General features: G+C 57.0%; 18 protein-coding genes. 4 read left to right on the plus strand and 14 right to left on the minus strand.

The window, feature by feature from the left end; translation table 11 throughout:
* The first annotated feature begins 4 nt into the window (after positions 1–4).
* The 3 genes from VWZ81_RS00230 to VWZ81_RS00240 are packed head-to-tail and all read left to right on the plus strand — an operon-like array spanning position 5 to position 3,351.
* The gene (locus VWZ81_RS00230) at positions 5–1,045 is read left to right on the plus strand and encodes an ABC transporter permease (RefSeq protein ID WP_416541718.1); all 1,041 of its coding nucleotides are present in this window, start codon (positions 5–7) and stop codon (positions 1,043–1,045) included.
* Positions 1,046–1,855: an ABC transporter permease gene (locus VWZ81_RS00235; protein WP_416535435.1), complete on the plus strand. Its 810-nt coding sequence runs from the start codon at positions 1,046–1,048 to the stop codon at positions 1,853–1,855.
* Complete coding sequence (locus VWZ81_RS00240; protein ID WP_416541719.1) at positions 1,852–3,351, plus strand: ABC transporter ATP-binding protein; 1,500 nt, start codon at positions 1,852–1,854, stop codon at positions 3,349–3,351. The genes VWZ81_RS00235 and VWZ81_RS00240 overlap by 4 nt, the downstream gene beginning before the upstream one ends.
* On the opposite strand, the gene VWZ81_RS00245 is transcribed toward VWZ81_RS00240, so the two are convergent.
* The 14 genes from VWZ81_RS00245 to VWZ81_RS00310 form a co-directional block, all read right to left on the minus strand.
* Entirely contained in the window at positions 3,348–3,905 is a 558-nt protein-coding gene (locus VWZ81_RS00245; protein WP_416539570.1) for a gamma-glutamylcyclotransferase, read from the minus strand. The genes VWZ81_RS00240 and VWZ81_RS00245 overlap by 4 nt on opposite strands.
* 86 nt (positions 3,906–3,991) lie before the next feature.
* Positions 3,992–4,678 carry a M23 family metallopeptidase gene (locus VWZ81_RS00250; RefSeq protein WP_416535437.1) on the minus strand — a complete coding sequence of 229 codons (687 nt, stop codon included), beginning with the start codon at positions 4,676–4,678 and terminating at the stop codon, positions 3,992–3,994.
* Entirely contained in the window at positions 4,675–5,256 is a 582-nt protein-coding gene (locus VWZ81_RS00255; RefSeq protein ID WP_416549214.1) for a hypothetical protein, read from the minus strand. Before VWZ81_RS00255 ends, VWZ81_RS00250 begins: the two co-directional genes overlap by 4 nt.
* A gap of 41 nt (positions 5,257–5,297) precedes the next feature.
* Positions 5,298–6,491, minus strand: coding sequence for an acyl-CoA dehydrogenase family protein (locus VWZ81_RS00260; protein ID WP_416541721.1), 1,194 nt, complete (start codon positions 6,489–6,491; stop codon positions 5,298–5,300).
* 23 nt (positions 6,492–6,514) lie between these two features.
* Positions 6,515–6,931 carry an acyl-CoA thioesterase gene (locus VWZ81_RS00265; protein ID WP_416541722.1) on the minus strand — a complete coding sequence of 139 codons (417 nt, stop codon included), beginning with the start codon at positions 6,929–6,931 and terminating at the stop codon, positions 6,515–6,517.
* A 36-nt stretch (positions 6,932–6,967) separates the two neighbouring features.
* Complete coding sequence (locus VWZ81_RS00270; protein WP_416535440.1) at positions 6,968–7,570, minus strand: prephenate dehydratase; 603 nt, start codon at positions 7,568–7,570, stop codon at positions 6,968–6,970.
* Between the two features lie 528 nt (positions 7,571–8,098).
* Entirely contained in the window at positions 8,099–8,791 is a 693-nt protein-coding gene (locus VWZ81_RS00275; RefSeq protein WP_416541723.1) for a glutathione S-transferase family protein, read from the minus strand.
* Positions 8,792–8,977: 186 nt separating this feature from the next.
* Complete coding sequence (locus VWZ81_RS00280) at positions 8,978–9,868, minus strand: LysR family transcriptional regulator (RefSeq protein WP_416541724.1); 891 nt, start codon at positions 9,866–9,868, stop codon at positions 8,978–8,980.
* A 283-nt stretch (positions 9,869–10,151) separates the two neighbouring features.
* Complete coding sequence (locus VWZ81_RS00285) at positions 10,152–11,075, minus strand: LysR family transcriptional regulator (RefSeq protein WP_416541725.1); 924 nt, start codon at positions 11,073–11,075, stop codon at positions 10,152–10,154.
* Positions 11,076–11,125: 50 nt separating this feature from the next.
* Positions 11,126–12,160, minus strand: coding sequence for an ABC transporter ATP-binding protein (locus VWZ81_RS00290; protein ID WP_416541726.1), 1,035 nt, complete (start codon positions 12,158–12,160; stop codon positions 11,126–11,128).
* Positions 12,157–13,149: an ABC transporter ATP-binding protein gene (locus VWZ81_RS00295; protein WP_260102075.1), complete on the minus strand. Its 993-nt coding sequence runs from the start codon at positions 13,147–13,149 to the stop codon at positions 12,157–12,159. Before VWZ81_RS00295 ends, VWZ81_RS00290 begins: the two co-directional genes overlap by 4 nt.
* Positions 13,150–13,154: 5 nt before the next feature.
* Positions 13,155–14,102, minus strand: coding sequence for an ABC transporter permease (locus VWZ81_RS00300; protein ID WP_260102074.1), 948 nt, complete (start codon positions 14,100–14,102; stop codon positions 13,155–13,157).
* Positions 14,099–15,079, minus strand: a complete 981-nt coding sequence (locus tag VWZ81_RS00305) for an ABC transporter permease (RefSeq protein WP_340547639.1) — start codon at positions 15,077–15,079, stop codon at positions 14,099–14,101. Before VWZ81_RS00305 ends, VWZ81_RS00300 begins: the two co-directional genes overlap by 4 nt.
* Before the next feature lie 152 nt (positions 15,080–15,231).
* Positions 15,232–16,788: an ABC transporter substrate-binding protein gene (locus VWZ81_RS00310; protein WP_416535444.1), complete on the minus strand. Its 1,557-nt coding sequence runs from the start codon at positions 16,786–16,788 to the stop codon at positions 15,232–15,234.
* A gap of 532 nt (positions 16,789–17,320) precedes the next feature.
* On the opposite strand from VWZ81_RS00310, the gene VWZ81_RS00315 reads away from it, so the two are divergent.
* Positions 17,321–18,244 carry a calcium-binding protein gene (locus VWZ81_RS00315; protein WP_416541727.1) on the plus strand — a complete coding sequence of 308 codons (924 nt, stop codon included), beginning with the start codon at positions 17,321–17,323 and terminating at the stop codon, positions 18,242–18,244.
* The last annotated feature ends 68 nt before the right edge of the window (positions 18,245–18,312 follow it).

The raw sequence follows: 18,312 nt of genomic DNA on the forward strand, positions 1-18,312 counted from the left end.
TCAGGTGGTCAATGTCTTTTCCATGCCGCTGGAGTTGGCACCGGCAGAGTCGTTGGATGCCGGACCGTCGGCCGCTGGAATAATCACGCGGCTTCTGAGCGGGCTTCTGCTGCGATTTCTGATTTTCTGCGTTGTCTTGATATTATGCGCGATCCTGACGCGGATGTTGCCCGGCGATACGCTGGAGGTCATGCTGTCAACGGATCTGGCACGCGGTCTTGGGTCGGGCGAACTGGACCGGTTGCAGGGTCGTATGGGCCTGACTGGAGATATCGCCTCCCAGGTCTGGCGTTATGCAAAGGGCCTTTGGGCTGGTGATCTGGGCTACTCAATGCCCCATGCGGCTCCGGTTCTGCAACTTCTGCTCACGGCACTGCCCTGGACCGGATTGCTGATCCTCGGAGCAACTCCGATCTTCGTTATCGGGGGTGTCCTGACGGGGATCGAAGCGGGTCGGTTGCCGGGTGGTACTGTTGATCGGTGGGTCACACCGGTGGTCACGCTATTGGCGAGCCTGCCGCCGTTCACCGGTGCGGTCCTGCTCCTCCTGGCCTTTGGCATCCTCTGGCCGGTCCTGCCAACTGCCGGGGCTGAGCCGCTGCTTCCTGCTGCCGGACCTGTGGGCCACGCTCTGGACATTATGCGCCACGCCATCCTTCCGACGCTTGCGCTGGCCCTGCATGAACTGGCACGGTTCTATTTCTTAGCTCGGGCCGAAACGCTGACGCTGGCGCAACGGGATTTCGTGCTGAATGCGCGTGCGCGGGGCATTTCACCATGGAGGCTGAGATGGGCCTATATTGGCTTCAGCCTGATACCGGCGTGTCTCTCACGGTTGAGCGACACGCTGACCGGGTTGATCACAGCTGTGTTTTTTGTGGAAATCGTCTTCTCCTATCCCGGTACAGGTTATCTCATCTACAGTGCGATCCTGGACCGTGACTATGATCTGCTGCAGGGCGCAGTCGTTTTCATGGCGGCTTTCGTGCTTCTGGCGAATTGGATTGTCGATGGTCTGGTGATCCATCTCGCGAGGCGTGGCTGAATGCCGTTGGTCCTTCGGCAATGGTGGTTACCCGCCAGCGTCATGGTGGTTTGCCTTGGCCTCTGGTTTGCTGGGCAGGCAGGACTTCTTGATTATCGCAGCAGCCGTGATGTTCTGATTGCGCCCGGATCAGCGCATTGGCTGGGCACGAACGAGCTCGGGCAGGATGTACTGACCGGGCTGATACTCGCCACACCAACGACTCTCGTTCTAGCTGTGGCGACAGCCATGGCTACCTCCACTCTTGCGATTGGTGCAGCAAGCCTTGTGGTGTTTTCCGGGCCGTTTCTGTCTGGAATGGTCCTACGGATCGTTGATGCGGTGCAGGTCGTGCCGACAATGCTGGTTCTTCTGCTCTTCGCAGCCTTGATAAACCCTGGGTTTTTATCTCTTTTTTTGCTTTTGGTTATAACGGGCTGGAGCGATGACGTGCGTGTCGCCGCTGCGGTCTTGCGCCGGGAGGGACAGCGCGAGAACATTCAATATGCGCGCGCTATGGGGGCAGGCTGGCTCTATTGCTGGCGCTGGCATCTGTTTGCCGCGCTGCGTCCCTTATGCGGGGTATTGATGGTCCAGAACATAAGGCAGGCGGCACTAAAATCGTCCGGGTTGGCGTTCCTCGGTCTCACCGATCCGCGATTGTTAACCTGGGGCAGCATGATGCAATCGGCTATGGACCAACTTTATAGTGGCGCCTGGGTCTGGCTTCTGTTGCCGCCGGCCGCACTCCTGTCGCTGCTGCTGCATGTCACGCTGACCATGGGCGACCGGAGTCTACGCTCCGCTGCTGTGCCGGAGTTTTCCTTGTGATACGGGTCGAAAATCTCTGCCTCTGGCACGATGGTCGGGGAATCCTCAAGGGTGTCTCCTTTGAGGTGCCACGCGGACGTACGCTTGCGCTTCTGGGGGCTTCTGGCAGCGGCAAGACCTGTCTGGCGCGGCTGCTGGTGGGGATCCTTCCCGGGTGTCACGTCGAGCAGGCCGTTCGCAACAGCAACGGATTTCGTTGGTCGGGACGGGCTGAAGTCCTTGGCGTCGACATGCTGCGGGCGACGGTGGCCGAGCGGCGTCGACTGCGCCAGACAGACATAGGCCTTATTGTGCAGGCGCTGTCTGACGCGCTGAACCCTCATCAGACAGTTTTGCAACATGTTGCGGAGCTGCTGCCGCGTTCTCGCGATCGGAGATCGCTGGCGATAAGGTTTTGTAAGCGATTCAATATTCCTCAGCGTCTCTTGCATCGTTATCCGGCCAATCTCAGCGGCGGAGAGATTCAGCGCGTGCTGACAGTGCTTGCGCTGGCCCGCGATCCATCGGTTCTGATACTCGATGAGCCTACAGCGGCCTTGGATCATGGCAATATGGGGTTGGCCGTAGCCGCGCTGGAGCAGGGCAGACCGCGACGAAGCCAATTGCTCATAACCCATGACCTGTATCTGGCCGAAAGAATGGCAGACCGGACGGTGACGCTGCAAAATGGCAAATTGCGTGATCAGGACAGGGTGATTATTGGATCCAGGGTCGGCGGACGGCGGCGTAATCTGGCCTCCGTTCCACGACGGCCTGAGGGTCGAGGAGTTGCTCCGTTGGTCCCACGTCCTCAGGCGCTTCCAGCGGATCCATCGGGCTTGGTCGTGCAGGACCTGTCCTACTGGCGCAACGGAACGCCCCTGTTGCGCGGCATCTCTACTCTGGTCAGACCGGGTCATTGTCTGGCTGTCTCAGGTCCGAGCGGTTGTGGCAAATCCACATTGGCGCGTCTGATTTCTGGCTATGAGCCGCTGCAGGCGGGTCGCGTCATGTGGCGCGAGGCAAACGCCGCGCAGCCCAGAGCGTGCCGGATGTGTGAACTGGCGTTGGTGTCGCAGCATCCCCATCGGGCGCTGGCCCGCCACATGACTGTTGATCAGGTCATGCAAGACGCTGTCCGGCTCTATCTGCGGACCAGACCTGTTGGCGACCGGTACGATGTGCAGGCTCTGCTCGATAAGGTCGGCCTTCCGCACAGCGATCGATTTCTGTCGCAGCGCGCGGCGGATTTGTCCGGAGGTGAGGCACAGCGCCTGGTCATTGCACGCGCGCTTTTGGCGCGGCCGCTCTGTCTGATTGCCGATGAACCTACTGCCTCCTTGGACAGCGGTAGCCGCGACACTATCGTGCGCCTGTTTCGAAGTCTGATGGTGACCGAAAGGCTTGCGTTGGTCGTGTTTACGCATGATCCCAAGGTGGCGGCAGCCCTGGGTCACGACATTCGGTTTCTATCGGAGGGTCAGCTGCGGATCAGCCCTATGGGAGCGGTGGCTTAGGGCAGGTGGCTGCCGGCGCCCTGTGCTTGCAGGGTTTTGACCTCGGCTGACAGCCAGTCGAGGTGTTCATCGGCAATACCAAGCGCGCGCAAATGATCGGCAGTGTTCCACAGGTAGTCGCAGTTGGGGCCGCGTTCCCCGGCTGCCTCAGCAATGATTTCGGCCTGGCGGGCCAGGCTGTGATTGTCATATTGCTCGTGGTCACGATTGACGACATAGGTGAGCGCTTCAACCACGCGGCCGTCGACGAGTGTCAGCGGGACCGTAATCTCGCGATACGCGGGGTTGAACAGCTCACGTGCGCGAAGGTCCTTCAGAACCTCGGCTTCCTGGCCGGATTGCACAGCGAGAGCGACGCCGTTGCAGATCGCATCATCCGCTGCATCCAATGCGAGGACCAGACCCGGTCGTGCAAAAGTCCCGCGATATCTCAGAGAGTTCAGGCAGAACCGTCTTTGATATCCGGCCAGCTGTGCCGGCAGTTGCTCGGCAGGTTCAAATCCGGGGTCCCAGATCAGCGATCCATAGGCAAAGACCCAAAGTGTATCGGACATTTTCTTATTCCTTGAAGCGGTCGCGCTGAGACCCCTGAATTGGAAACGGCGGAAGAGGTCAGGGGCCCCCTCTTCCGCCAGGCAGATCAGTCTGTCAGCTGGCGATACGAGGTCACCAGACTGCTGTAAGGGGGGACAAAGACTGAACGCGTTTCATCGCCGATCTTTACGGTGTCCTTGACGTCGAAATGCAGGTGGATCGGCAAATCCGAAATCCAGGCATTCGACACTTTTCCAAGGCGATCTCCTTTGGAAACTTTGTCCAGCGGGGCCACGGCAAGATCGTCCATATTCATGTGGACATAGCGATAGAGAGTGCCGGATGGGGTTTGCAGGGTCAGGGCAAACCGCCCGACATGGGCGATCACACCATCTTCAACCGCAACAGCCCAATGGGTGTCGGCCTGACAGCTGGCAGGACGAATGTCCTGGCCCTGATGACCGCCTGACGCACAGACCGGCAGATTTGACCGGCGCAGTTCACAGAAATTGTCGCGCCAGGGATAGCTGTAGTTGACAGTGTCGCACTGGCTTCCGCCGTTGCCCTTGAAACCACCGGGTGCGTAGACATGGGAGTTGGCATAGGCCGGGCCATCCTCCAGCGGGAAACGCATCTCTGGATAAAGAACGGCACCAATTGACAGGCCAACCCCGGTATCCTTGATCAGGTCGCCCGGCGCCTTGAACCGATCGTCCGCCTGTGCCTGTGAAACGGCGGCAAGCATTGCAATGGCGAAGGCGGCAGCCGCCAGCCTATTTGCGCGAAGCATCATTGTACCGCCCCCTTCACAACAGTGACGGTCTGCGCCAGTTCGGCGAGATAACCGGGTTCAATACAGCGTACATCTTCGGTTGGGGCATCACAGGTGATCCGCAAGGTATAGAAACCGCCAAATCGGCTGAACATATGATCTGCACCGTCGCCGGTGGACTCATATGTACGGGCCTCATGTTTGAATGACAGGCCCGGAACCTCTGCCAGAAGTGTACGAGCGCCCATCACACTGAGCTGGGCGCCATCCAGCCGATAGTAGGCGCTATAGGCATTTTCCTGGCCGCGAAACGCGGGCAGTTCAACCTTTGCATCGGTACCGAGGATAAGGACGGGCAAGGTCACATCGTCCAGTCCGGCAGGAGCGGTGTCGATAAATGCGGCGATCAATCGCTGGTCGCTCTTGCTTGCTTCCGCTTGCGCGGTATTGGCCGCGCCCCAATCAATGGTATTGACGACGCGGTTTACGGCCTGCTCCTGCGGTTTATCAACCGCTACGGCTGGTAGAGACATCAGGACCAGGGCAAGGGCGGCAGAAGGGAACACGCGCAGGCCGGTCGCGCAGGTGGATGAGGGCATCATCTCTCTCCAAGTAGTGTGCATTGAATAGTCACCCGCAGCTATGCGGGCTCTAGAGTTTTCGACGTCGCAGCCTCTGCGACTTTCCGGGCTTTTGCATGCAGCCGCGTCATCTGGCCAAATATGTTGCGACGGTGCATTTCCTCGGTGCCGCCAACGCTGCAAAAGGCCAGTGCGTCCCGCAGGAATGTGGTCACCTGGCCCTCGTGGTAGCCTTTGCTGCCATAGAGCTTCATCAACTCCATTGCGCCTTCCACGATCGTCTCTGCACCGACCAGTTTCGAGATCGAGCAGGTCATCGCGGCCTCAGGCGCACCGCTCAGCAGCTGGTGCAGGGCGGCGTAGGACACCCATTTTGCACTTTCCGTGCCGATACGGATATCCGTCAGCTTCTTCTGGATGTATTGATGTTCGATAATCGGCACGTCGAAGGTCTTGCGTTTCTTAGAGAAATCAAAGGCTTCGGCAAGCATTGGTTCGATGAGCCAGGCCGCCACCAACCCGTAGTAGAGGCGCCCCATCGAGACGATATTGACCAGATTGCGAAGCCCGGCTCCCGGTTCTCCCAGAAGATGGCCGTAGTGCAGCGGAACATCGTCAAAAGTCATCTGACCGGTCGGCAGGTCCAGATTGCCAAGCTTGCGATCCTGTGCGCCAATTTTGAGGCCGGGGCTGTCGGCATCCAGCAGGACCAATGAGATACCTTCACGGCCGTGATCACTCAGCTTGCAGACCACAAGAATGAAACTTGCGACCGGCGCATGTGCGATATTGTATTTTGCCCCGCTCAGACGGAATGTCTCATTCGGGCCGGGGGTCAGCAAGGAGGAAGTCGCACGTACATCGGTGCCAGTATCCGGATCAGCAATCGCGGTAGCGCTCAGCTCTCCATCGAGGATACGGCCCAGATATTCGCGCTTCTGGCTGTCGCTGCCGTAAAGATCGAGCGCCCGGACCATGCCTGCTTGGGCGATCACCGAAAGCAACATGCCAGGGGTGCGCAGAGTGGCGGCAAGTCCCTCCAACGCAGCGGTGAAGCCCCACCAGTCCCGGCCATCGCCACCATATTCGCGTGGTACGATCATCCGCCACAGACCTGCGGCGGTCAGCCGATCCCAGGTCCGCTGGTCAAACGCACGGCGGCCAAGGTGCAGTTCGTCCCGGTCGGCCATTTTGCCGATCGCGGCAAAGGCAGTTCGGGTCTGCTGCTGTTCGGCTGTCCATTCCAAATTCATATCATCGTCCTCAATACAGGGGGTCAGGCGCTTTCCTGAAACGCAGCAACAGCTTCTTTAAAGGCATCCGGCACGGGGTAGGTGGTCTGCTTGTCGTAGTCGAACATGACATGAACAGACTTGGCATTGGCGACCACGCGACGATCTGCATCATCAATGTGCATCACATGCTCCATCTCAAAGCTCTTGCCGCCGAAACTGACCACACGGCTGCAGACCACCAGATTGTCACCGTAGAGCGCCTGCGAGATGTAATCGCAGGATGTCTTGACCATGATATGCGGCAGCTTTTCGGATTTGGGCAGCTCTAGGAGGTCGTGCATGTATTCCAGATATGCCGACTGCATGTAGTCATAATAGACGGGGCTGCTGACGTGACCCATCGAGTCGGTATCGCGGTAACGAATTTCTACGGGTGTTTCGAAGGCTTTGTTGGACATGGGGTCTCTCCTATTGGGGTTCGATGTAGCGAGGGTTCAGGCGTGTTGGGTGCAATCCTGGCAGGCCCGCTTTTCCAGCGGTCCGTGGATTGTGAAGCCCATCGGGACGGGGCCGAATTTCCGCAGGATGGAAAGGCCGAATTTCTCGGCCGCGCAAAGCGTGGTGATGCAGCCGTCGACATTGCCCGCCGCGCAGTCGCGTGCCGCGATGACATTGCTGGAGACAAAGCGTCGCTCAACCGTGGCCGGGAGCAGTTTTTCGGGCGCAGGATGGGTGGCGCAGGTCATTGGCTCAGCCCCGGTGCGGGAGGCGAGAACCATGTTGTCGGTATTCATGATAAATACATCCAGCAATTTCATTTTCTGGATGTGTGCGTAGATGATGGAGTGGAGATGGGGGTAGGCGACAACCCCGACCAATACAGCTCCGTCCTGGCAGGCTACACTCTCAGCGGCCTGTTCCATCGTCCGGTGCAATTTCACCGACGCGCCGTGACACCGACGTAATGCCCAGGAAATAGCTGCTCGCTCACAATTCGTTCCGGTAGGGCCAAGCGTATGGATCTGTTTAACCCAACCAAAGGTTTCAGATTGCGGAATATAATCAGCGTTAACGCTGTTTTCGATTTGGAGATCCATTACGTATCTTTTCCGCTATGTGTCGATGCTAACTTTGCAATGACCAAATTTCATCCATTTGCTCAAATAAGTATTTGAACATCTACTCGAACTATATTTTATATGTGACTTTGATTTTTGCCTTTTATCGCGGCAACTCTACTTCATATGCGCTCGCCGAATCTCATTTCACTGACATCATCGAAGCGGCAATGGCTTCGCCGAACAATTCGAAAAAACTGATGCTGTTCCTCAGCTATGGTGAGGAACAGTCCATAACTCGAATAATGACATGAAAAGCAGGAAACTGGTCGCTCAGCTCACGCGGTTATAGCTGAGGCTCGATCACCTACAGGCGGAAATCTTCCAGACAGGCCTGACCAGTAAGGTGGTGCATAAAAACCGAAGCAGCCCGCCTCCATCCCACGGTCTGGAAACAGGCTGTAGCTGCGCGCCATATCTCGCACGCCGGGCGAGCTTCCCGACGTGCAGGCGGTATCATAGCGGTGACGGTCGTCGATGAGAGGAAGCCGACAGCCGGTTTCGGTCTCAGCTGGACCGGGTCGGGTCGCGACCAATTCTGCCGAAGAGGTCGAGACAGCGCTCAAACCAGCTGCCAACGATATCATCACGCTCGAGCAACGGGTTAGATGTGCAGACGTTACACCATTGCAGTGTTCCAAAGAGCGTGTAGTCGGCGTAGGCAGGCGTTGTGCCTGACAACCAATCCTGCGTGCCGAGCAAGTCACGGACAGGCGCTAGTTTCTCTGGCAGCGCTGCGCGTTCGCCGTCGGCGCCTTCGGCCATGGCTTCCAGTGGCATGCCAAACCTGCGCTCACGGGCAGCGCGGAAATAGGCTTGGTCATCGGGCGACATCAGGTTGTGCATATCCATGACAGCAATCGTGGCAAGGCTGGGATGAAGGACCGTTTTGCAGTAGCTTTCGACAAAACGGGTCAGGGCGATCGCTCCCTTGCCATCAAAAAGATTGGGAGTATCGGTATAGGTTTCATCCAGATACCGAGCGATATCAAAACTCTCTCCCATCACCGTTTCTCCATCACGCAAGACGGGCACACTGGTAAAGCGACCATCCTCAATAGCAGTGATGTCGCCAAATGAAACAGGGACAAGATTATATTTCAAATTCTTGTGCTCCAAAGCCATGATGACTTTCCAGACATGTGGCGAATAGTGACGTTTACGATCTTCGCCACAAAGGCTATAGAGTTTGCGGTCCACTGAGGTTCTCCTGTCTGGGAAGTTAGCATCTAACATTTTCGGCTGATTTGGAATCGCGCTGCTATATATAATGAAACCTTACGTCTCATTATGGTTTCATCAATATAGTATTTTGATGAAATAACGTGGCTTCTATTTGTGATGCTGGCTCAACGGGTGAAACCATTTGGCTGGCAATAGAGCTGGTCAGGCCGAGATGGCCATCCTATCTGTATCCAGCAGATCGCGAACGGCGCTGATGATGGGGTCTTGAGTGCGGTTGGCGAGATGAGCGAAGAGAACGCGTGTCGATTTGCGGACTTCTCGCAGCAGAGCGATCTCTCCAGTCGGGGGTTCGGTTCCTGCGCTGCTGACGTGAACCAGACCGATGCCAGCACCGCTTGCGATCAAGGCGCGTGTAATAGTCTCATCATCGACATTGATGATCCGGGCGGGTTGAATGCGGTTTTCCTTAAACAGGCGCTCCGCGATGCGTCCACAACACGAACTATAAGTGGGGTAGATCCAAGGCATAGCCTCCAGCTTGTCCCAGTCAAGGTCCGGACCCGGCGGGACCAGATCAGGAGCGGTCGCAAGGTAGACGCTGAAACGCGATATTTCGAGGGTTTCAAGGTCATTCTGGGCTTCGTCAGGGTCGATAAAGAAACCTGCATCCAGGCGACCATTGCGGATATCGTCCAACACACTTGAAGATGTGCCATGTTGCAGGGCAACTTCGAGATCTGGAAAGTTCTTTGAAAGATCAGCGAGCAGGCGGCTCACCTCGGTCGACCCCAGGTTGCGCCCGGCGCCGACTCGCAGCTGGCCGGCCAAACGCCCACGCAACCGGGAGGCCTCTTCCAGAAATTTCTGATGATTATCAAGCAGCTGCCTGGCCTCTACCAGAAGCCGCTGTCCGTCGGTGGTGACACTCATCCCGCGCGGTGTACGCTGGAATAGTGTCAGGCCCAGCGTGTCTTCCATCGTTTTGATATGGGCGCTGACGGCCGGTTGACTGCGAAACAACAGCTCGGACGCGCGCGTGATACTGCCTTCCCTTGCCACTGTGACAAAGGTCTTGAGTTGACTGATATCCATGGTTACCCCTTCAAATGCCATAGGGCGCATCGAATGCCTGCGCCTCTATTAGATGGCGCGCCACCACCCCTGGCTGACACGCGCGAGACAACTTTTATGCCCTCTTTGCGAGAAGTCAAAATATAAACACCCGCAATAGATGAGTTGGGCTGTATTCCGCCGGTTAGGAGAGAAACGTCATGACCAGCGCCTTTTTGCCTACCCTGGATTGCGAGGGGTTCAAAACATTCCTAGCATGAGGCCGACCGGTAACAGTCAGATAACAGTCCGCGCGTTGTTGCTGTCAGCCGACGATCGCTGCATTGTTGCCCATCTTGCGCCAAAGGCTATTCAATGTGGGTTTGGTATTCTCGGTCTCGCGGTACAGACGGACCGAAATTGGCGTGACAAACGACTCTCCGCCGGCAAGCGCCAGACGCCCATCGCTCAATTCATCCTCGCACAGCTTGCGCGGCAGCCAGCCAAGGCCGAACCCCTCCAGGATCATCGCCTTGACCGAATTCGCGAGAGAGTTCTGGTTTACAACCAGCAGATTTGGAGGCGAGATTTGCTGGCGCAAGGTGTGATCCAGAACCGATCTCAGCGCGGATGCGCTGCCATAAGACAGCAGCGGAATCTGTCGTTTGGTATCGCGGCCGAGGTGGAAAAGCGGGTGTCCACCTGCATCCGTTTTTGACACCGGGATGAATTCATCCTCTGATAGCGTCAAGTAATCGCATTTGCTGACCTCCAGCGGCGACAGGAAATCCATTGCGGGATGCCAGTAGGTCAGGATCACGTCGCAATAGCGCTGCTGCAAGGCAGTGACGAATTGATCTGCCGCCCAACTGGTGGAGTTGAGATCGACATCCAACCCGCCGGCCTCCATCAACGGTTCGATATGGTCCCGGAAATGGGTCATGTAAAGCGACTGAGATGACGCAAAGCGGATGACATTTTCCCCTGCAGCATCAATCGTTTGGCAGCGTTCCAGCGTCTCGGAGTAGGTGCGTAGGATGATTTTGGCCTGCGATAGAAACACATCCCCAGCAGGCGTCAGCGACAGCGGGAAGGTCTGTCGATTGATCAGCTTCACACCAACCTCATCCTCCAGGGCGCGGATACGCCTGGAGAATGCGGGTTGGCTGACATTCCGCTCTTCTGCAGCACGCGAAAAATTCTTGTGCGTTGTCAGCGCTTCAAAGTCTCTGAGCCAGATTATATCCAACTTGCCTAGGTCCGTTCTGGGGTCATCCAGTGGGCCGGGGGTCCCGGTGTTTAGCCGTCGAGCCGGTTCTCTTCGACCGCGTGGCAGGCAACGGTGCTGCCATCTGCTTGCCGTAGTGGACGCGGACGCGACTCGCGACATCTAGCATTCGCAAATGCGCAGCGCGTTTGAAAGGGGCAACCTTGAGGCAAGTTGATGGGTGTCGGGATTTCGCCCTGCAGCCGGATGTGACTTGGCCCTTCATCCTTGAGCTGTGGCACCGCGGACAACAGCGCCTTGGTATAGGGGTGTTTGGGGTTTTCGAACAATGTCCGGGTATCGGCCAACTCACACAGCGTACCAAGATAGAGCACCGCAACGCGCGTTCCGAAATGCTCCACCACGCTGAGGTCGTGGGTGATGAAGAAATAGGTCAGTCCCCGCTGGTCCTTGGCTTCCAACATCAGGTTCAAAACCTGTGCCTGGATCGAGACATCCAGTGCCGAAATCGGTTCATCCGCGATGATGAACTCGGGGTCGACAGTCAATGCCCGGGCGATTGCGATCCGCTGGCGCTGGCCACCCGAGAATTCATGCGGATAGCGGCTGGACCAGCTCGGATCCACACCAACAGACCGCATGACCTCCGACACTTTATCACGCACTTCGCCACGCGACAGCGACGGATTGTGGTGGCGAACGGGTTCTTCCAACGCCTGCTGGATTGTCATGCGCGGGTTCAGGGAGGCATAGGGATTCTGAAAGATCATTTGCATCTTCTTGCGCAGGGGCATCATTTCCCCGCGGGAGCGATCGTCGATCCGTTCACCATCATAGTGGATTTCGCCGCCGCTAGGCGTCAGCAGCCCGGCAACCAGCCGCGCTACAGTAGATTTTCCGCAGCCGGATTCACCAACAATACACAGCGCTTCGCCACGGTCGGCGGTGAGCGAGACATTGTTGACCGCATGCACCGCGCGTTTCTCACGGGTGATGCGACCACCGCGCAGCTTGATGGTTTCTAGAAACCCGCGGTCCAGTTCAAAGCGTTTCTCAAGATTCTTCAGCTCAAGCAAAGGTTTGCTGTCTTGTGTCTGGATTGTCATACGCTTGCCTCCTCAAGGCTGGTATTCTGCAGGCGGGAGACTTCGTGGCAGGCGACCTCGACCTGGCGATAGCTTACTGTTTCCGGCAACACCTTGCGGCAGTGGTCGACAGCATATTCGCAGCGAGGGCTGAAGGGACAGCCGGGGGGGATGGATGTCAGCCCTGGCATGTTGCCCGGGATCTGTTTCAGTCGTTGGCCGGGCAGGGTCTGTTGCGGCAACGCGTTGATCAGCCCTTGGGTATAGGGGTGTTGCGGGTCGTTGATAATCTCGCGCGTCGGACCTGCCTCGATCAGACGACCGGCGTACATGACGAGGGTGCGCTCGGTCATCTGACTGACCACGCCAAGATCATGAGTGATCAGGATCAGGCCCACCTTGTTGGACTGGCAGAGTTCCAGCAGCAACTCCATGATGTCCGCCTGAATTGTCACATCCAGCGCAGTTGTCGGTTCATCTGCGATGATCAGCTCCGGATCCAGAAGCAGCGCCATCGCGATGATGATCCGTTGCCGCATGCCGCCGGACAGCTCGTGGGGATATTGGTTCAGCCGTTCTTCGGGCGAGGGGATATAGACCTCCCGCAACTTCAGAATAGCGATCTGTTCCGCTTCAGACTGGCTGAGCGAGCGGTGCGCCTTGAGCGTTTCGACCATTTGCTGGCCGATCGTCAGGACCGGGTTCAGAGTGACCATCGGATCCTGAAAGATCATCGCCATGCGATTGCCACGGATCGTACGCATCTCGGCGTCGGACAGTTTGACGATATCCTTGCCACCAAAAAGGATCTCACCACTGTCGATATATCCGGGCCGGCTGAGAAGGTTCATCAGAGAGAAACCGGTGATGGATTTACCGGCCCCGGATTCACCTACGATGCCCAGACGCTCGCCTTTTCCAAGGTCGAAGGAAATCTGGTTCAATGCGGTGACGGTGTGATCACGCATCGCAAATTTGACCGTGAGGTCGCGAACGGAAAGCAACGACATCGCTATTATCCTTTGTAGAGTTTCGGGTTCAGCACGTCACGCATCCAGTCACCCAAGAGGTTGATGACAAGAACGAGGACAACGAGAACCACACCGGGGATGGCGGTGATCCACCAGCTGCCGGAGAAGATATAGTCAAAACCGGAGGAGATCAGAGATCCGAGCGAGGGCTGACTGGGGGGCATCCCAAGACCCAGGAAGCTGAGTGACGCCTCGGAAATAATCGCATTCGCCACCTGCACCGTCGAAATCACAAAGATCGGCGACAGCGAGTTCGGCAGAATATGCCGCACCATAATCCGCATCGGGCCGAAGCCCAGCACGCGGGCGCTGTCGATATATTCCTTCTTTTTCTCAGCAAGAACAGTGGCGCGTACCGTTCGGGCATATTGCGGCCATTCGGCGACGCCGATCACTGCAATCAGGAAGTAGATCGCATATTGGTTGAAGGTCTCGCTGCCAAACATCGCCTGTGTCACCGCGAGGAAGATGATAGCGACCATCAACGTCGAGAAAGACAGCTGGATATCGGCAAAGCGCATCAGAAGGCTGTCGAGCCGCCCACCGACATAGCCGGCCACCAACCCGATTGAGATCCCGAGGAAGGCTTGCAAGGCGACGGCGCAAAGACCGATCAGCAGGGACAGGCGGGTGCCGTAGAGGATCGTCGACCACAGATCCCGTCCCTGATCATCGGTGCCAAACACGAACTGGGGGTCGGCTCCGTCAATCCAGGCTGGCGGGTATTCGCTGTTCATAATGTCGATCTGGGCCGGATCATAGGGATCAAACGGTGCCAGCACCGGTGCCAGGATCGAGGCGAGGGTGATGACCATGAACACCGCAAAGGATACCATCGCCACGGGGTTGCGCCGGAAGCTGTAGCCCATGTTGGAGTTCCACAGGCGACTAAACCGCGACGGGGTGGTTTGGTTTGTACTAAGGCTGCTCATGCGCCCATCCTCGCAATATTGACTGTTGGATTGACGAGCCCATAGATCAGGTCGACGATTGTGTTGGTCACCACAAAGATGAAGCCCACAATGATGAGATATGCCACGATCAACGGGGTATCGACGCGGTTCACCGCCTCAAGGAACATGAACCCCATGCCTGGCCACTGGAAGACGGTCTCCGTCAGAATAGTGTAGGCGACCATAGTTCCGATCTGCACACCACCAACGGTGATCACCGGCAACAAGGTATTCTTCAGCGCATGCACAAAATAGATGCGTCCGGGGCGGATGCCCTTGGCGCGGGCATATTTCACGTATTCGCTTTGCAGCACTTCCATCATCTCAGCCCGGATCAGGCGTACGAACAGCGGCAGCATGATCGATGCCAGCGCGACCGAAGGCAGCAGGATGTGCACCCAGCCATCTGCGGTAGCAAAATTAGTTTCCCAATAGCCAAAGACATGCACCACATCGCCCCGCCCGTAAGATGGGAACCATCCGAGTTCCACCGAGAAGACAAAAATCATCAGGATTGCGGTCAGGAAAACCGGGATCGAGATGCCGACAATCGAGACCCCCATGATCAAGCGGCTGAAGAACGCATTCGGTTTGATCGCTGTATAAACGCCCAAGGGTACGGAGAGGCCGACGATGATCAGGGTTGCACCCATAACCAGTTCCAAAGTGGCGGGCAGCTTCTTCAGGATCACGTCGAGTGCGGGTTCTTTGAAGAAATAGCTGGTGCCGAGGTCGCCCTGAAGGGCATTTCCAAGAAATCGGATGTACTGTGTCACGAAACTGTCGTTCAGACCCAATTCGTCGCGCAGTTGCTGGCGGACCTCTTCCGAAACGGACTGACCGACCAGTTCGCGCAGGGGGTCGCCGAGATTGTCCTGGATGGCAAAGCCGATCAGCGAGATGGCAAACATCACCGCGATAGCCTGAAACACGCGTTTCACGAGGTAGGCGAGCATGTTGGAGTTACCTTGTATCAGTCACTTGTTGATGGGCACAACGCCATTGACGCCCGACGGGCGGCAGGGACATGCCCATAAAGAAGTGGTGAAAATCTGGGAATTGGTGGCAAATCGGCCGGGGCAGCGACGCCGCCCCGGCCTAAGAGTTATCAGTCTACTTTCAGATCGCCGAAGTAGGGGAAGTTCAGAGCGTTCACGATCTTCTCAGCGTGGACACCATCACGAGCACCCCAGGCCAGATTCTGCCAGTGCAGCGGAATGAAGGCCGCGTCTTCATAAAGGATGCCTTCCAGCTTGCGCAGCAGTTCGCCACGTTTCGCCTGATCGGTTGTCGCATTGGCTTCAGCCATCAGAGCATCGGCTTCCGGGTTGCAGTAGTTGCCGGAATTGTACTGACCGTTGCCGGTGGCTTCGTCCGGGCAATGCGTCAGGAACTGGTGGAAGTTCGCGGAGTCTTCGGTGTCGGAGTGCCAGCCGATCATCATCATGTCGGCAGCGCGTTCGTCAAATGTCGGCCAGTACTGCGCTTTGGGCATGGTCTGCAGGTCAACTTTGATGTTGATCTTTGCCAGCATCGAAGCAACGGCCTGAGCGATTTTATCGTCGTTCACATAGCGGTTGTTCGGCGCCATCATGGTGACCGAGAAACCATCGGCGTAACCAGCTTCGGCCATCAGAGCCTTGGCTTTTTCAACGTCAAAGCGCGGTGTCAGGTTCTCGTCATAGCCGAGATAGCCGGCCGGGCTTGCCTGGGCGCCAACGGTGCCAAAGCCGCGCATAATGCGATCCACGATGCCGGCGTTGTTCACCGCATAGTCGATCGCCTTGCGAACACGTGCGTCTTTGAACGCTTCAACACGGTTCTGGTTCAGTTGGAACGTGATGATACGGGTGCCGGGTTCGGTGATCAGGGTGGTGCCTTCGTGTTCTTCGACACGCTTCAGATCAGTTGGCGGAACCGGTGCGATAAAATCAACGTCACCAGACAGCAGGGCTGCGACACGTGTCGGGTCTTCCTTGATCGGCGTCAGGATAATCTTGTCGACGTTGCCTTCGGAAGCGGTGTCCCAGTAGCCATCAAAGCGATCAAAGACGACTTTCACGCCCTGTTCACGCTCGGTGACAGTGAAGGGGCCGGTGCCGGACAGGTTGCGCGATGCAAAGCTGTCGCCGTGCTTGACCAGCTCAGCCTTTTCTTTGCCATCCTCGGTGGTGCCGGAGTAAAACTGGCTGTCCATCGGGAAGATGTAGGTCGCCGTGTGCAGGACCAGCGGATACGGCTCGGAGGTCTTCAGGTCGAAAGTCAGCTCGTCGATGACTTCGACGTCAGTGAAAGACGCGAAGATACCCTTGAAATCGGGGCTGGACTTCAGACGATCAAACGTCCAGTCAACATCTGCCGAGGTCAGCGGGTTGCCGCTGTGGAACGTGACACCGTCGCGCAGCTTGAACCGCATGGTGGTTTCATCGATCTGCTCCCAGCTTTCTGCCAGCCGCGGAGCGAACTGCAGATCCTTGGTCCAGCGGACCAGCGGATCAAATACCATGTGCGACAGCTGCAGCGTGCCGCCGGAAAGCTGCTCATGCGGATCCAGCGAAACCGGATCAGCGTCATAGGCGACCTTGATGGTCACCTCGGCCATCGCGGCCGTGCTCAGGGTTGCCGTCAGAGTGGCAACAGCGAGCGTACTCGCAAAATGTTTCATTATTCGTCCTCCCGTTACTGTATTGTTACTTCATCGGTATCGCAGGGGTCGCGAACAATCCAATGCCGATTGCAAAGCGGCTATGCAAAATGCGTATAGCTTGTTTTTCAAAAATATTTCAAAAGCTTATGGGACATTTGCTGGCTCAATCACCTCGGCGGATGCGCATTCTGCATAGCAAGAACCTATCAGAGGGTGGACGGGAATCGGCGGTTCTGACTGCTATACTGAGCACCTCAGCGGCGAAAAACAGCGCATCGAGGCGACGCATTGGCGCAGAAGACCGCCGGCCGAATCGAGATGAGAAAAACGACCTAAACTAAGAGAATCAGTGTTCCCCCTAGAGCGGAGAGCGCGGGTCGTTCCATGGCGGCATTGGAAACAGTCGCACGAAATTTCGTCGTTTGTACGTCGCAGACGCCCATTAACAGTCCGTTAATATGGTTAAGGCGCCAAATATTTGCCCGCAGCGCCGAATAAACCTATCAGCTTTTAGTCAAATCGTTCCAACCAGTGTGAAAGAGAGCCCACAATGGCAAATGTATTCGTTGCGTCGTTTCCAGGCGTATCTTCACTGAGTAACTATCTGGCCTTTGACAGCTTTGAAACCTCGCGCGACTCTTTCGGTACCGTTGTTTCTGCCACCGAGCTTGAACAGACGGGCGCCGATGGATCCGTGCTGCGCCTCGGCGGGGATTTTTCCAGCGAGGACCAGGCGGATTGGCAGATCTACTCGATGGACCACTCCCTGAACGGCACCCCAATCGTATCAGTTTCCAATATCTCGATGACCTTTGATCGCTTTGCCTCACTGCCTGCCGACGATTTGGCCCGTGAGTTGCTCTCTGGTGACGACGAGATCACTGCCCTCCTCAACAGCAATGTGACTGCCATCCGTACCTATGGCGGCGGCGATCGCATTTCACTTGGCGCCGGAAACGACACGGTCGCTGCCGGCGGGGGTAATGATTTCGTGACGGGTGGTCTGGGGATCGACAACCTCCGCGGAGGCTCCGGTGCAGATACGCTCCACGGGAACGGCGGCGACGATATCCTGCGCGGCGGAATCGGCCGTGACCGTATCTTTGGCGGTCTTGGTGACGATTTCATCGGGGGCGGACGGGGCAACGATCGTTTGATCGGTGGGGCTGGCAACGACACGATTCGTGGCGGCGCCGGTGTGGACCGACTATTTGGCGGGGCCGGTGATGACGTGATGACCGGCGGCGCGGGGGCGGATATATTTATCTTCAATGAGGGCGATCACACTGATCGCATCACCGATTTTGAGGCGGGGGTGGACCGCATCAAGCTTGGCCGCGGAGCGGAGAGCATGCAGGATGTCGATTTTGGTCAGGTCGGCGATGATGCGGCAATCTATTTTGCCGATGTCACCGTGCTCGTCGAAAACATGACATACACAGAGTTGCAGGACGCCGATCACTTCTTGTTCTGATATACTGACGCTCCAAGCTTCGCGCCTGGAGAGCGGTTCAGCAGATCAAGATGACAGATCCCAGGTAG

It is taken from the genome of Phaeobacter sp. JH20_34 (assembly GCF_048056095.1).
Classification (GTDB): Bacteria; Pseudomonadota; Alphaproteobacteria; order Rhodobacterales; family Rhodobacteraceae; genus Phaeobacter; species Phaeobacter bryozoorum.